We start from the raw sequence: 13,229 nt of genomic DNA on the forward strand, positions 1-13,229 counted from the left end.
CCGGGGATACGCACCGGGGGCCGGCACGTGAACACGCGCCGACCCCCGGTGATCGATCCTTCGGTCATCTAACGAATTCGGCGGCTCCGGTAGCCAGATCGAGCAGCGGCGCCGGGGCGACACCCAACACCAGGGTCGCCACCACACCGATCATCAGCGCGGCGGCGGTGAGCCCACCGGGCACCGTGACGGTCGGGGTCGACTCGCCCGGCTCGGAGAGCCACATCATCACCACGACCCGCAGGTACGGGAACGCCAGAATCATGCTGGTCAGCACACCGGCGATCACCAGCCAGGCCTGGCCACCCTCCAGCGCCGGCCCGAAGATGGCGAACTTGCTGGTGAAGCCGCTGGTCAGCGGAATGCCGGCGAAGGCCAGCAGGATGAACGTGAACAGCGCGGCGAAGAACGGCGACCGGCGGCCCAGCCCGGCCCAGCGGGACAGGTGGGTGGCCTCGCCGTCGTCGTCGCGTACCAGCGTCACCACGGCGAACGCGGCCAGCACCGAGAAGCCGTACGCGACCAGGTAGAACATCGTGCCGGCCAGCCCGTCGCGGCTCGGCGCCAACACACCGACCAGCAGGTAGCCGGCGTTGGCGATCGAGGAGTACGCGAGCAGCCGCTTGATGTCGGTCTGGGTGACCGCGAGCACCGCGCCGATCAGCATGGTCAGCACCGCCACCGCGCCGAGGACCGGCGTGAAGTCCCAGTTGGCGTCGGCGAACGCGACCTGGAAGACGCGCAGCAGGGCACCGAACGCGGCGACCTTGGTGCAGGCCGCCATGAAAGCGGTGACCGGGGTCGGAGCGCCCTGGTAGACGTCCGGGGTCCAGACGTGGAACGGGGCCGCCGCGGCCTTGAAGAGCAGACCGATGGCGAGCAGCGCCATGCCGGCGAACAACAGCACCGGGCTGGCCGGCGACTCGCCCACCGCCGCGTGGATGGTGGCGAAGTCGACGCCGGCCGTGCGGCCCGGGATTCCGGCGGTGAAGCCGTAGATCAGGGCCACGCCGAACAGGAAGAACGCCGAGGCGTACGCGCCGAGCAGGAAGTACTTCATCGCCGCCTCCTGGCTCAGCAGACGCCGGCGACGGGCCAGCGCGCAGAGCAGGTAGAGCGGCAGGGAGAAGACCTCGAGGGCGATGAACATGGTCAGCAGGTCGTTCGCCGCCACGAAGATCAGCATGCCGCCGATCGCGAACGTGGTCAGCGGGTAGACCTCGGTGAGACCGTTGCGACCCTCGGCCTGCCGCCGGTCGTCGGCCGACTCCGCGGTCACCGCGGCCTGGGCGACGAACGCCCCGCCCCGCTCGACCGAGCGGTCACCGATCAGCAGCAGCGCCATGGCCGCCAGCACCAGGATCGCGCCCTGGAGGAAGAGCGTCGGCCCGTCGATCGCGAGCGCCTGGCCCGCCGTGATGATCCGCTCATCGGCGCTGAGGACCACCATGGTCAGCGCCGCGAGCACGGCGAGCAGCGCCAGCGTCAACTGCACCACGTGCCGCCAGCGACGAGGCACCAGGGCCTCGACCAGCACGCCGAGCAACGCGGTGCCCAGCATGATCAGGATCGGAGAGATCGCCGCGTAGTCGATCGACGGCAGCTTCAACTCGGTCACTTTGCCGCCTCCTGGACGGTGCCGCCCACGGACGGCGCCGGGTCGGTTCTGCCGATGTCGTCCATTGTCGCCTGGACGGCGGGGTTGATCACGTCAGTGACCGGCTTGGGGAAGAAGCCGAGCAGCACGATCAGCGCGATCAGCGGGGCGACCACGACCTTCTCGCGCAGGTTGAGGTCCTTGCGCATCCCGTCGACCTCGGTGAGAGCCGGGTTGAGCGTGCCCTGGGTGGTGCGCTGCACCATCCACAGCACGTACGCGGCGGCCAGGATGATGCCGAGCGTGGCGATCACCGCGACCGGCTTGTTCACTGTGAACGTGCCGATCAGCACCAGGAACTCGGAGATGAACGGTGCCGTGCCGGGCAGCGCGAGCGAGGCGAGACCGGCGAAGAAGAGCACCCCGGCGAGCACTGGGACGAGCTTGCCGGCGCCACCGAAGTCGCTGATCAGCGACGAACCACGCCGGGAGATCAGCATGCCCACCACCAGGAAGAGCAGGCCGGTTGCCAGCCCGTGGTTGAGCATGTAGAGCACCGCGCCGGTGCCGGCCTGGGTGGTGAAGGCGAAGATGCCCACGCCGATGAAGCCGAAGTGCGCGATCGAGGTGTACGACACCAGCCGCTTGAGGTCGTTCTGGCCGACCGCCAGCAGCGCGGCGTAGACGATGCCGATCACGCCCAGGGCCAGCGCCCACGGCGCGAACCACTTCGACGCCTCCGGGAACAGCGGCAGGCAGTAGCGCAGGATGCCGAAGGTGCCGACCTTGTCCAGCACGCCGACGAGCAGCGCCGCCGCCCCCGCCGGGGCGGCGCCACCGGCGTCGGGCAACCAGGTGTGGAACGGGAAGAACGGCGCCTTGATGGCGAATGCGAGGAAGAAGCCGAGGAACAGCCACCGCTCGGTGCCGGTGCTGATGTCGACCTGCGAGAGCGCCTGCCAGTCGAAGGTCTTCCCGCCGACCACCCACAGGCCGATCACCGCGGCCAGCATGAACAGACCGCCGACGAGCGAGTAGAGGAAGAACTTCACCGCCGCGTACTGCCGCTGGTGGCCGCCGTAGCTGCCGATGAGGAAGTACATCGGCACCAGCATGACCTCGAAGAACACGTAGAACAGGAAGACGTCGGCGGCCGCGAAGACGCCGATCATCGTGCACTCGAGGACCAGCAGCAGTGCGAAGTAGACGGGCACCGACCGCTTCGACGACTCCGCGTCGTGCCAGGACGCCAGGATCACCAGCGGCACCAGCACCGCGATCAGCATCAGCATCACCAGCGCGATGCCGTCAGCGGCGAAGGTGAAGCTGACCCCCCAGTTCGGGATCCAGGAGTACGACTCGCGGAACTGGAACCGGTCACCGCCGGCGTTGAAGCTGACCCACATCACCACCGAGAGCACCAGCACGAGCAGCGACCAGGCGAACGCCACCTGCTTGGCCAGCTCCGGGCGGTGGCGCGGCAGGAAGGCCACCACCAGGGCGCCCACCAGCGGCGCCACGGTGAGCACCGAGAGGAACGGGAAGTTGGACATTATGCGGCCTTACCTCCGTCGTCACTGCGTGGTCCGCCGGCGGGGGCGGCCGGAAAGAGGTCGATCACGCCAACCACCCCGCCTGCACCGCCAGGAACGCCGCCATCACCAGCAGCGCACCGGCCAGGATCGAGGTGGCGTACGAGCGGACAAAGCCGGTCTGCATCCGACGGAGGCGACCCGAGCCGCCGCCGACAGCGGCGGCGAGCCCGTTGACGAGCCCGTCGATGCCCCGGTTGTCGAGGTACACCAGCGCCCGGGTGAGGAAGATGCCCGGCTTCTCGAAGACCGCCTCGTTGACCGTGTCGGTGTAGAGGTTGCGCCGGGCGGCGGTGACCAGCACCCCGGCCGGCTGCGGAGCGGTGGCGGTGCCGGCGCGGAACAGGAACCAGGCGAGCCCGGCACCGAGCACGGTCACCAGCAGCGACAGGATGGTGATCACGGTGTGCGAGAGGACCGCCTCGTGCTCCGCGTGCTCGCCGCCCAGTCCGGCGGTCTCCGTCAGCCAGTCCGGAACGGACGTGGCGAGCAGGAAGCCGGCGCCGACCGACCCGACCGCCAGCAGGATCAGCGGGATGGTCATCAGCTTTGGCGACTCGTGCGGGTGCTCGATGTCCTCGGTCCACCGCTGCGGCCCGTGGAACGTGAGGACGAACAGCCGCGTCATGTAGAACGCGGTGAGCCCGGCGCCGAGCAGAGCCGCACCGCCGAAGAGCCAGGCGGTCCAGTCCTCCCGCTCGAAGGCGGCCACGATGATCGGCTCCTTGGAGAAGAAGCCCGAGAAGGGGAACATGCCGATGATGGCCAGCCAACCCATCATGAAGGTCAACCAGGTGATCTTCATGTACTTGGACAGCCCACCGAAGCGGCGGATGTCGACCTGGTCCTTCATCCCGTGCATGACCGAGCCCGCGCCCAGGAACATGTTGGCCTTGAAGAAGCCGTGCGCCAGCAGGTGCACGATGGCCAGCGCGTACGCCGCGCCGCCGAGGCCGACACCGAGGAACATGTAGCCGATCTGGCTCACCGTCGACCAGGCGAGCACCCGCTTGATGTCGTCCTTGGCCGCACCGATGATGCAGCCGATCAGCAGGGTGAGCGCGCCGACGCTGACCACCACGAGTTGCAGCGTCGAGTTGGCCGAGAAGATCGGGTTGGACCGGGCGATCAGGTAGACGCCAGCGGTGACCATGGTGGCGGCGTGGATGAGCGCCGACACGGGGGTCGGGCCCTCCATCGCGTCCGGCAACCACGCCTGGAGCGGGAACTGACCGGACTTGCCGGCCGCCCCGAGCAGCAGCAACAGGCCGAGGACCAGCACCGTGGTGCCGGTCAGCGCGCCGACACCGTTGAACACCTCGTCGTACTGGGTGGTGCCCAGGGTGGCGAACATGATGAAGATGCCGATGGCCAGGCCGGCGTCGCCGACCCGGTTCATCAGGAACGCCTTCTTGCCGGCGGTGGCCGCGCTCGGCCGCTCGGTCCAGAAGGAGATCAGCAGGTACGACGCCAGACCGACGCCCTCCCAGCCGAAGTACAGCATCACGTAGTTGTTGCCGAGCACCAGCAGCAGCATCGCCGCGACGAACAGGTTGAAGTACGCGAAGAACCGACGACGGCCCGCGTCGTGCGACATGTACTCCACCGCGTACAGGTGGATCAGGAAACCCACCCCGGTGATCAGCAGTACGAAGACCGCGGCCAGCGGGTCGAACAGCAGGCCGAAGTCGACGCGCAGATCACCGACGGCGATGAAGTCCCAGAGGCTCAGCTCGACGGACTTGTTCTCCAGGCCACGCAGCTGGAAGAAGAAGCTCAGGCCGAGCACGAACGCGGCGCCGATGGCGGCGACGCCCAACCAGTGCCCCCAGCGGTCGGCCCGGCGGCCGAGCAGCAGCAGGATTGCCGCGCTGAGCAGCGGGATCGCCACCAGCAGCCAGACGCCCCCAAGCAGCCCCGTGGCCTGGGCGTATTCCACAGTCTCTTCCACCGGTGGACCCCTCTAGTACTTGAGCAGATTGGCGTCGTCGACACTCGCCGAGCGTCGCGTCCGGAAGATGGACATGATGATCGCGAGCCCGACCACGACCTCGGCCGCCGCCACCACCATCACGAAGAACGCCATGATCTGGCCGTTGAGGTCACCGTTGATCCGGCTGAAGGTGACCAGCGTCAGGTTGGCCGCGTTGAGCATCAGCTCCACGCACATGAACAGCACGAGCGCGTTGCGCCGGACCAGCACCCCGGCGGCGCCGATGGTGAACAGCACCGCGGCGAGCACGAGGTAGTAGGTCGGCTCGACCGAGAAGAACGATCCCATTACTTGTCCGTCCCCTTCAGCGAGGTCTCCTCGGCGGTCAGCTCGCGCTGCGGAAGGATCGCCGGGGTGCTGCGGTCGGTCAGGCGGCCGTCGGGCAGCCGGGCCGGAGTGGCCACCGAGGAGGAGGTCGCGAAGACGCCGGGGCCCGGCTTCGGGCCGGGGTAGTTGCCCGGGGCGAAGCGTGCCTTCATGGTGGACACCTGGTCGACCTTGTCCTGCTTCCGCCGCTCGACGTGGGCCAGCACCATGGCACCGACCGCCGCGGTGATCAGCAGCGCCGAGGTCAGCTCGAACGCGAAGACGTACTTGGTGAACAGCAGCCGGGCGATGCCCTGCACGTTCCCCTCGGCGTTGACCTGCTCCAGACCGACCGTGTTGGTCCGGTCCAGCGCCTGGTAGAGGCCGGTGCCGACCAGACCGGCGAAGCCCAGGCCGAGCACGATCGCGGCGACGCGCTGGCCGCGCAGCGTCTCGATCAGCGAGTCCGTGGAGTCCCTGCCGACCAGCATCAGCACGAAGAGGAACAGCATCATGATCGCGCCGGTGTAGACGATGATCTGCACCATGCCGATGAACGGGCCGGCCTGGAGCACGTAGAACACGCCCAGGCAGAGCATTGTCAGCACCAGCCACAGCGCCGAGTGCACGGCGTTGCGCGCGGCCACCATCCCGATCCCGCCGATCAGCGCGAGCGGGGCGAGGATCCAGAAGGTGACCGCCTCACCGGTGGAGACCGAACCCGCCGCGGCGAGCACCGTAGACGTGGTCATGCTCCCTCTCCCTTGCCGGCCGCCACGCGCTGGGCGGCCTGCTCGGCGCCCGGGAACGTCACGCCGGGGTGCTCCTCGACCTGGTAGCGGCCGGGGCCCATCGGTGACGTCTCCGCACCGGCGGAGGTGCCCGGGTTGTCCAGCGCGCCGACGTAGTAGTCCTTCTCGCTGTCACCCAGCCGCATCGGGTGCGGAGGCTGCTCCATGCCCTCCAGCAACGGCGCGAGCAACTGCTCCTTGGTGAAGATCAGGTCCTGCCGGTTGTCCCGGGCCAACTCGTACTCGTTGCTCATGGTGAGCGACCGGGTCGGGCAGGCCTCGATGCACAGCCCGCAGAAGATGCAGCGGGCGTAGTTGATCTGGTAGATGCTGGCGTACCGCTCACCCGGCGAGAAGCGCTCCTCGTCGGTGTTGTCGCCACCCTCGACGTAGATCGCGTCCGCCGGGCAGGCCCAGGCACACAGCTCGCAGCCGATGCACTTCTCCAGGCCGTCCGGGTGCCGGTTGAGGATGTGCCGCCCGTGGTAGCGCGGCGCCGACACCGGCGGCTTGAACGGGTAGTCGGTCGTGACGACCTTCCTGAACATGTGCGAGAAGGTGACACCGAATCCCTTGAACGTTCCGGTGATCGCGCCCACGTCACACCTCCCTGGAGTCCGAGCCGGCAACGATGTTGGCCGGCTCCCGCTCGGCGACCACGCGCGTGATGCGCGGGCTCGGTGGTACCTGAAGATCCATCGGTGGCAGCGGGAAGCTCCCGTGCGGCCGGTTGTCGACCTGTTCCTGCGTCGTCGGCGTCGGCGTCGGGCGCCGGCTGGGCCAGAAGATCGTGGCGATCAGCAGGATGCCGGCCGGGATGCCGACGGCGATCACCTTGCCGCGGGTGTCCCAGTCCTCGATGGAGCGCAGGCCCGACAGGACCAGGATCCAGGCCAGGTTGATCGGCAGCAGCACCTTCCAGCCGAGCCGCATGAACTGGTCGTACCGCAGCCGGGGCAGCGTGCCACGCAACCACACGAAGACGAAGACCAGGGCGATCACCTTGCCGAAGAACCAGAGCATCGGCCACCAACCGGAGTTGGCGCCCTCCCAGATGGTGATCGGCCAGGGTGCCCGCCAACCGCCCAGGAACAGCGTGGTGGTGACAGCGGACATGGTCACCATCGCGACGTACTCGCTGAGCATGAAGAGCGCGAACTTCAGCGAGCTGTATTCCGTCATGAAGCCGGCGACCAGCTCGGACTCGGCCTCGGGCAGGTCGAACGGCGCCCGGTTGGTCTCACCCACTGTGGCGATGAAGAAGATGATGAAGCTCGGCAGCAGCAGGATCGCGTACCAGCCCGGCGCCGGGATGGTCTGGCCGAAGACGGTCAGCTCGGTGCCGTCGCCCTGAGCGGCGACGATCCCGCTGGTGCTCATCGTGCCGGCGGTCATGAAGACCGCCACGATGCTGAGCCCCATCGCGACCTCGTACGAGATCATCTGGGCGCTCGACCGGAGACCACCCAGCAGGGGGTACGTCGAGCCCGAGGCCCAGCCGCCCAGCACGATGCCGTAGACGCCCATCGAGGAGCAGGCGAGCAGCAGCAGCACCGCCACCGGCACATCGGTGACCTGCAACGGCGTGTGGTGACCGAAGATGCTCACCATCGGGCCGAACGGCACCACCGACAGGGCGGTGACCGCGCAGATCACCGAGATCGTCGGGGCGAAGAAGTAGACGACCTTGTCGGCCGCCTTCGGCAGGATGTCCTCCTTGAAGGCCATCTTCAGGCCGTCGGCGAGGGTCTGCAGCAGGCCGAACGGGCCGACCTGGTTGGGGCCGGGCCGCACCTGCATGTAACCGACCACGCGCCGTTCGAACCAGACACCGAGCAGGGTGGCCAGCAGACCGAAGGCGAACGCGAAGACAATCTTGCCGAGGACCAGCCACCACGGATCCCGGCCGAAGTCGGCCAGCGTCGGATCCTGGGCCAGGTAGATCGGGCTCACTGGTTACCCCCGGTGTTGAGGAGCGGACCCGGGAGACCGGTCTCGTCGGCCGCCACGCGTCCGGCCGGGATGGCCGTACTCGGTGCGGGGACGGAGATCCGGACGACCGCGCCGGACGTCGCCCCGAGGCTGCGCCGCACGGTCGAGCCGGGTGAGTTGGTCGGCAGCCAGACCACGCCGTCCGGCATCTCGGTGAGTTCCGCCGGCAGGGTCAGCGCCCCCCGGTCGGTGCCGACCGTGACCGCGTCACCGTCGACCACACCGAGTGCCTCGGCGGTGCCCTTACCCAGCCGGACCACCGGCGGGCGGGCGGTCCCGGCGAGGTTCTCGTCGCCCTCGGTCAGGGTGCCGAGGTCCACCAGCTGGTGCCAGGTGGCCAGCACGGCCTCCCCGGCGTTCGGCTGCGGCACCCGGCCCGGTGCGACCGACGGCGCGGCCGGCCGGGACATCCGCGTCGCCGGCAGCGTGCCCAGCTCACGACGCACGCTCAGCACGTCGGCCGTGCCGAGGCGTACGTCGAGCAGCGCGGCCAGCGCGTCGAGCACCCGGCCGTCGGTCATCGCGGAGGTGTTCAGCACCGCCTCGAACGGGCGCAGCCGGCCTTCCCAGTCCAGGAAGCTTCCGGCCTTCTCGGCCACCGGGGCGACCGGCAGCACCACGTTCGCCCGCCGGGTCACCGCGCTGGCCCGCAGCTCGAGGCTGACCAGGAACGGCACCGCGTCCAGGGCGGACTCGGCCAGTCGCGGGTCGGCCAGGTCGGCCGGGTCGACACCGCCGACGACAAGCGCGCCGAGCTGCCCGTTGGCGGCCGCGGCCAGGATCCCGTCGGTGTCCCGACCGGCCTGGCTCGGGATCACCCCGGCCGGGATGTCCCACGCCTCACCCAGCTCGGCCCGGGCGGCCGGCTCGGTGACCAGGCGACCACCGGGGAGCAGGTTGGGCAGGCAGCCCGCGTCGACAGCGCCGCGGTCACCAGCGCGCCGCGGCACCCAGGCCAGCTTCGCGCCGGTACGCCGGGCCACGTCGGCCGCGGCGGAAAGTCCGCCCGGCACGCTGGCCAGCCGCTCGCCGACGATGAGGATCGCACCCGGTGCGCTCAGCGCCTCGCTGACCGTTGCGTGCTCGGCGAGCACGCTGGCCTCCTCGCCCGGCACCACCCGGGCCAGCTTGGCACCGAGCTTCTCCAGGCCGCGGGTGGCGAAGGGCGCCAGCGCGTACACGGTCAGGGTCTTCTTCAGGTACGCCTTGCGCAGCCGCAGGAAGAGGATCGGGCACTCCTCCTCGGGCTCCAGGCCCACCAGCACCACCGCCGGCGCGTTCTCCACGTCGGTGTAGGTGACGTCGGTGACCCCGGCGACCGAGCTGGCCAGGAAGTCGGCCTCCTCGCGGGAGACCGGGCGGGCCCGGAAGTCGATGTCGTTGGTGTTCAGCGCGACCCGGGCGAACTTGGCGTAGGCGTAGGCGTCCTCGACGGTCAGCCGGCCGCCGGTGAGCACTGCGGTGCCCTGCCCGCTCTCCCGAGCGATGTGCAGCCCTTCGGCGGCGACGGTGAGCGCCTCACTCCAGGACGCCTCCCGCAGCTCACCGGTGCTCTCGTCCCGGACCAGCGGAGTGGTCAGCCGGTCGGCGGCCCGGGTGTACTGGAAGCCCCAACGGCCCTTGTCGCAGTTCCACTCCTCGTTCACCGCCGGCTCGTCGCCGGCCAGCCGGCGCAGCACCTTGCCACGCCGCCAGTCGGTGCGCTGCCCGCAGCCGGCCGAGCAGTGCTCGCAGACGCTCGGGCTGGAGACCAGGTCGAACGGGCGGGCGCGGAAACGGTACTGGGCACCGGTCAGCGCACCCACCGGGCAGATCTGCACCGTGTTGCCGGAGAAGTAGGAGTTGAACGGGACGTCCCCGGCGTCGCCCTCTTCGCCGTACGCGTCGTCCCGGTAGATGTTGATCTCCTCGGCGGACGACCGGCCCATCAGGTCGATGAACTTGTCGCCGGCGATCTCCTCGGAGAACCGGGTGCACCGCTGGCAGAGCACGCAACGCTCGCGGTCCAGCAGCACCTGGCTGCTGATCGCCATCGGCTTCTCGTACTCCCGCTTGTGCTCGTGGAAGCGCGAGTCGGTGCGGCCGGTGGACATCGCCTGGTTCTGGAGCGGGCACTCGCCGCCCTTGTCACACATCGGGCAGTCCAGCGGGTGGTTGAGCAGCAGCAGCTCCATCACCCCCTCCTGCGCCTTCTTGGCGACCGGGGAGGTGATCTGGGTACGCACGACCATGCCGTCGGCGACGGTCTGGGTGCAGGAGGCGACCGGCTTGCGCTGGCCCTCCACCTCGACCAGACACTGCCGGCACGCGCCGGCCGGGGCCAGCAGCGGGTGGTCGCAGAACCGGGGGATCTCGGTGCCCATCTGCTCGGCGACCCGGATCAGCAGCGTCCCCTTGGGGGCAGTGACCTCGACGCCGTCGATGGTGAGGGTGACGGTCTCGGTCTGCTTGGCTACGTCGGTCATCAGTGCGCCCCTACCAGGGTCTTCTCCGACAGCTTGGGTGCGGTCCGACCCTCGATGTAGTCGAGGTAGTCCTGCTTGAAGTACTGCAGCGAGGAGGTCACCGAGCTGGTCGCGCCGTCACCCAGACCGCAGAACGAGCGGCCGAGGATGTTGTCGCAGGTGTCCAGCAGGGTGTCCAGGTCTTCGTGGGTGCCCTGACCGGCGAGGATCCGCCGGTAGACCCGGACCATCCAGTAGTTGCCCTCACGGCACGGGGTGCACTTGCCGCACGACTCGTGGTGGTAGAACTCCAGCCACCGGTACGTCGCGTAGACCGGGCAGTCCTGGTCGGAGAAGATCTGGGTGGCCGTGGTGCCGAGGATCGAGCCGGCCGCCGCCACCCCCTCGAAGTCCAGTGGCACGTCCAGGTGCTCGGCGGCGAGCAGCGGGGTGGAGGAGCCGCCCGGGGTCCAGAACCGCAGGTTGTGGCCGGGCTGCATGCCACCGGCCAACTCCAGCAGCTCGCGCAGCGTGACACCCATCGAGCACTCGTACTGGCCCGGGTTGACGACCCGGCCGGAGAGCGAGTAGATCATCGGCCCGGAGGACTTCTCGGTGCCCATGCTCTTCCACCAGTCGGCCCCACCGAGCACGATCGGCGGCACGCTGGCGATGGTGCCGACGTTGTTCACCACCGTCGGGCTCGCGTACAGGCCGTGGGTGGCCGGGAACGGCGGGCGCAGCCGGGGCTGACCCCGGAACCCCTCCAGCGAGTCCAGCAGCGCCGTCTCCTCGCCGCAGATGTACGCCCCGGCGCCGGAGTGCACCACCAGCTCCAGGTCGTAGCCACTGCGCAGGATGTTCCGGCCCAGGTAACCCTTGTCGTACGCCTCCTGGACCGCGTTGCGCAGCCGGCGCGCGGCGTGCACCGCCTCGCCCCTGATGTAGATGTAGGCGCGGGCGGCCCGGATCGCGTACGAGGCGATGATGACGCCCTCGACCAGCGCGTGCGGGTCGTGGGTCATCAGCGGCAGGTCCTTGCAGGTGCCCGGCTCGCCCTCGTCGGCGTTGACCACCAGGTAGTGCGGCTTGCCGTCGCCCTGCGGGATGAAGCCCCACTTGAGGCCGGTCGGGAAGCCTGCGCCGCCCCGGCCCCGCAGCCCGGAGTCCTTGATCAGCTGGATCAGGTCGTCCGGGTGGGCCTTGAGCGCCTTGCGCAGCGCGGCGTAGCCGTCCAACTGCTCGTACGTGCCGATGCGCCAGGCGTCCGGCGAGAGCCAGCGCTTGGTCAGCACCGGCGTCAGCTTGGCCAGCGTCTCCGGGCGGGGAGTGGTCACTTCTGGGCCCCCGTTTCGTTCGCGTCCGCCGGTCCGGCGCCGTCGGCGTCCGTCCCAGCCTTCGCTTCGGTGAGGTTGCGCTCCTGCGCCCCGGCCTCGTCGCCGGCGGGCTTGCCGTCGCTGGCCGGCGCGTTGGCCGCCACGCCGGCGGCCTCGGCCGACCGCGCGTCGCCAGCCTCGGGCGCGGTGCCGGTGCCGTCCGTCGGGACCTTCGTGCCGGGGGCGTCCGGCACTGCCGTGCCCGCGTCCGGCTGCCGGGTCTCGGCGGTACGCACCTGCGGCGACTTGTCGTCCGGTGCCTTGACGTCCGGTGCGGTGCTGCCGGTGGCGGTCTCCGGCTTTGCCGGCTCGGCGATCCCGGTCGGGGCGGACGCCCCGTCGCCGCCCTTGACCGGCGCAGCGCTGGCCTCGACGGGTGCCGGCTTGGCGGCCTCCGCCTTCGCCTTCGCCTCGGCGGCGGCCTTGTCGGCCTCGGCCTTGCTGCGGATCGGGGTGTTCGGGTCGAAGCCCGGCACCGAGACGCCGTGCTGCTGGGCCAGCCGCAGCCCGCGCAGGGTGGGCTCGCCCGGGCCGCCGTCGGCGACCGCACCGTCGCGCTCGTCGGCGAAACCGGCGAGCTGCACCGCCATCTCCTTCAGGGTGCAGAGCCGGGCGCCCCGGGTCGGCATCGGCCGACCGCCGGCCCGCAACTCGTCCACCACACCGACAGCGGTGGAGGCGTCCACGCCGTCGAAGAAGTCGTAGTTGACGGTCATCACCGGGCCGTAGTCACACGCCGCCAGGCACTCGGCGTGCTCCAGCGTGATCGTGCCGTCCGTCGTGGTCTCGTCGTGCCCGACGCCCAGGTGCTCGGCGAGGGTGTCGTAGACCTCCTGGCCACCGAGCACGTTGCACATCGTGTTGGTGCAGACGCTGACCAGGAAGTCACCGGTCGGCTTGCGCTTGTACATCGTGTAGAAGGTGGCCACCGCGCCGACCTGGGCCTTGTTCAGCCCCAGCACCTCGGCGCAGAACGCGACCCCGGCCGGGGAGACGTACCCCTCTTCGGCCTGCACCAGATGCAGCAGCGGCAGCAACGCCGAGCGGGACCGGTCCGCCGGGTAACGGGCGATGATGTCGCGCGCCCGCTCCCGGGTCTCGTCAGTGAAAGTCGTCGTCATCAGAGCCGCCTTCCGTT

10 protein-coding genes are annotated in these 13,229 nt (G+C 69.8%); all 10 read right to left on the reverse strand.

Going from position 1 to position 13,229, the window contains the following annotated elements:
• Positions 1–64: 64 nt before the first annotated feature.
• Positions 65–1,618 (reverse strand): NADH-quinone oxidoreductase subunit NuoN, encoded by a 1,554-nt coding sequence (gene nuoN, locus ACFYPG_RS09565; protein ID WP_355004856.1) that lies wholly within the window; start codon positions 1,616–1,618, stop codon positions 65–67.
• On the reverse strand, positions 1,615–3,150 hold the full coding sequence (locus tag ACFYPG_RS09570) for an NADH-quinone oxidoreductase subunit M (protein ID WP_355004855.1): 1,536 nt from the start codon (positions 3,148–3,150) through the stop codon (positions 1,615–1,617). Before ACFYPG_RS09570 ends, nuoN begins: the two co-directional genes overlap by 4 nt.
• 64 nt (positions 3,151–3,214) lie before the next feature.
• Complete coding sequence (gene nuoL, locus ACFYPG_RS09575; protein ID WP_355004854.1) at positions 3,215–5,140, reverse strand: NADH-quinone oxidoreductase subunit L; 1,926 nt, start codon at positions 5,138–5,140, stop codon at positions 3,215–3,217.
• Between the two features lie 12 nt (positions 5,141–5,152).
• On the reverse strand, positions 5,153–5,470 hold the full coding sequence (nuoK, locus tag ACFYPG_RS09580; RefSeq protein WP_355004853.1) for an NADH-quinone oxidoreductase subunit NuoK: 318 nt from the start codon (positions 5,468–5,470) through the stop codon (positions 5,153–5,155).
• Positions 5,470–6,240: an NADH-quinone oxidoreductase subunit J gene (locus ACFYPG_RS09585; protein ID WP_355004852.1), complete on the reverse strand. Its 771-nt coding sequence runs from the start codon at positions 6,238–6,240 to the stop codon at positions 5,470–5,472. Before ACFYPG_RS09585 ends, nuoK begins: the two co-directional genes overlap by 1 nt.
• A complete protein-coding gene (nuoI, locus tag ACFYPG_RS09590) occupies positions 6,237–6,878 on the reverse strand; it encodes an NADH-quinone oxidoreductase subunit NuoI (protein WP_355004851.1) in 642 nt (213 codons plus the stop codon). Before nuoI ends, ACFYPG_RS09585 begins: the two co-directional genes overlap by 4 nt.
• Before the next feature lies 1 nt (position 6,879).
• The gene (gene nuoH, locus ACFYPG_RS09595; protein WP_355004850.1) at positions 6,880–8,232 is read right to left on the reverse strand and encodes an NADH-quinone oxidoreductase subunit NuoH; all 1,353 of its coding nucleotides are present in this window, start codon (positions 8,230–8,232) and stop codon (positions 6,880–6,882) included.
• Complete coding sequence (locus tag ACFYPG_RS09600; protein WP_355004849.1) at positions 8,229–10,736, reverse strand: NADH-quinone oxidoreductase subunit G; 2,508 nt, start codon at positions 10,734–10,736, stop codon at positions 8,229–8,231. Before ACFYPG_RS09600 ends, nuoH begins: the two co-directional genes overlap by 4 nt.
• Complete coding sequence (gene nuoF / locus ACFYPG_RS09605; RefSeq protein ID WP_238668747.1) at positions 10,736–12,052, reverse strand: NADH-quinone oxidoreductase subunit NuoF; 1,317 nt, start codon at positions 12,050–12,052, stop codon at positions 10,736–10,738. Before nuoF ends, ACFYPG_RS09600 begins: the two co-directional genes overlap by 1 nt.
• On the reverse strand, positions 12,049–13,212 hold the full coding sequence (gene nuoE, locus ACFYPG_RS09610; protein WP_387351321.1) for an NADH-quinone oxidoreductase subunit NuoE: 1,164 nt from the start codon (positions 13,210–13,212) through the stop codon (positions 12,049–12,051). The genes nuoF and nuoE overlap by 4 nt, the downstream gene beginning before the upstream one ends.
• Positions 13,213–13,229 lie beyond the last annotated feature (17 nt).

Source organism: Micromonospora sp. NPDC005553 (assembly GCF_042871765.1).
In the GTDB taxonomy this organism is placed as follows: Bacteria; Actinomycetota; Actinomycetes; order Mycobacteriales; family Micromonosporaceae; genus Micromonospora.

Bases quoted from the DNA above. Each gene is read 5' to 3' on its own strand.
- ACFYPG_RS09570 (WP_355004855.1), bottom strand. From the start codon at position 3,150: ATGTCCAACTTCCCGTTCCTCTCGGTGCTCACCGTGGCGCCGCTGGTG.
- nuoK (WP_355004853.1), bottom strand. From the start codon at position 5,470: ATGGGATCGTTCTTCTCGGTCGAGCCGACCTACTACCTCGTGCTCGCC.
- ACFYPG_RS09585 (WP_355004852.1), bottom strand. From the start codon at position 6,240: ATGACCACGTCTACGGTGCTCGCCGCGGCGGGTTCGGTCTCCACCGGT.
- ACFYPG_RS09600 (WP_355004849.1), bottom strand. From the start codon at position 10,736: ATGACCGACGTAGCCAAGCAGACCGAGACCGTCACCCTCACCATCGAC.
- nuoE (WP_387351321.1), bottom strand. From the start codon at position 13,212: ATGACGACGACTTTCACTGACGAGACCCGGGAGCGGGCGCGCGACATC.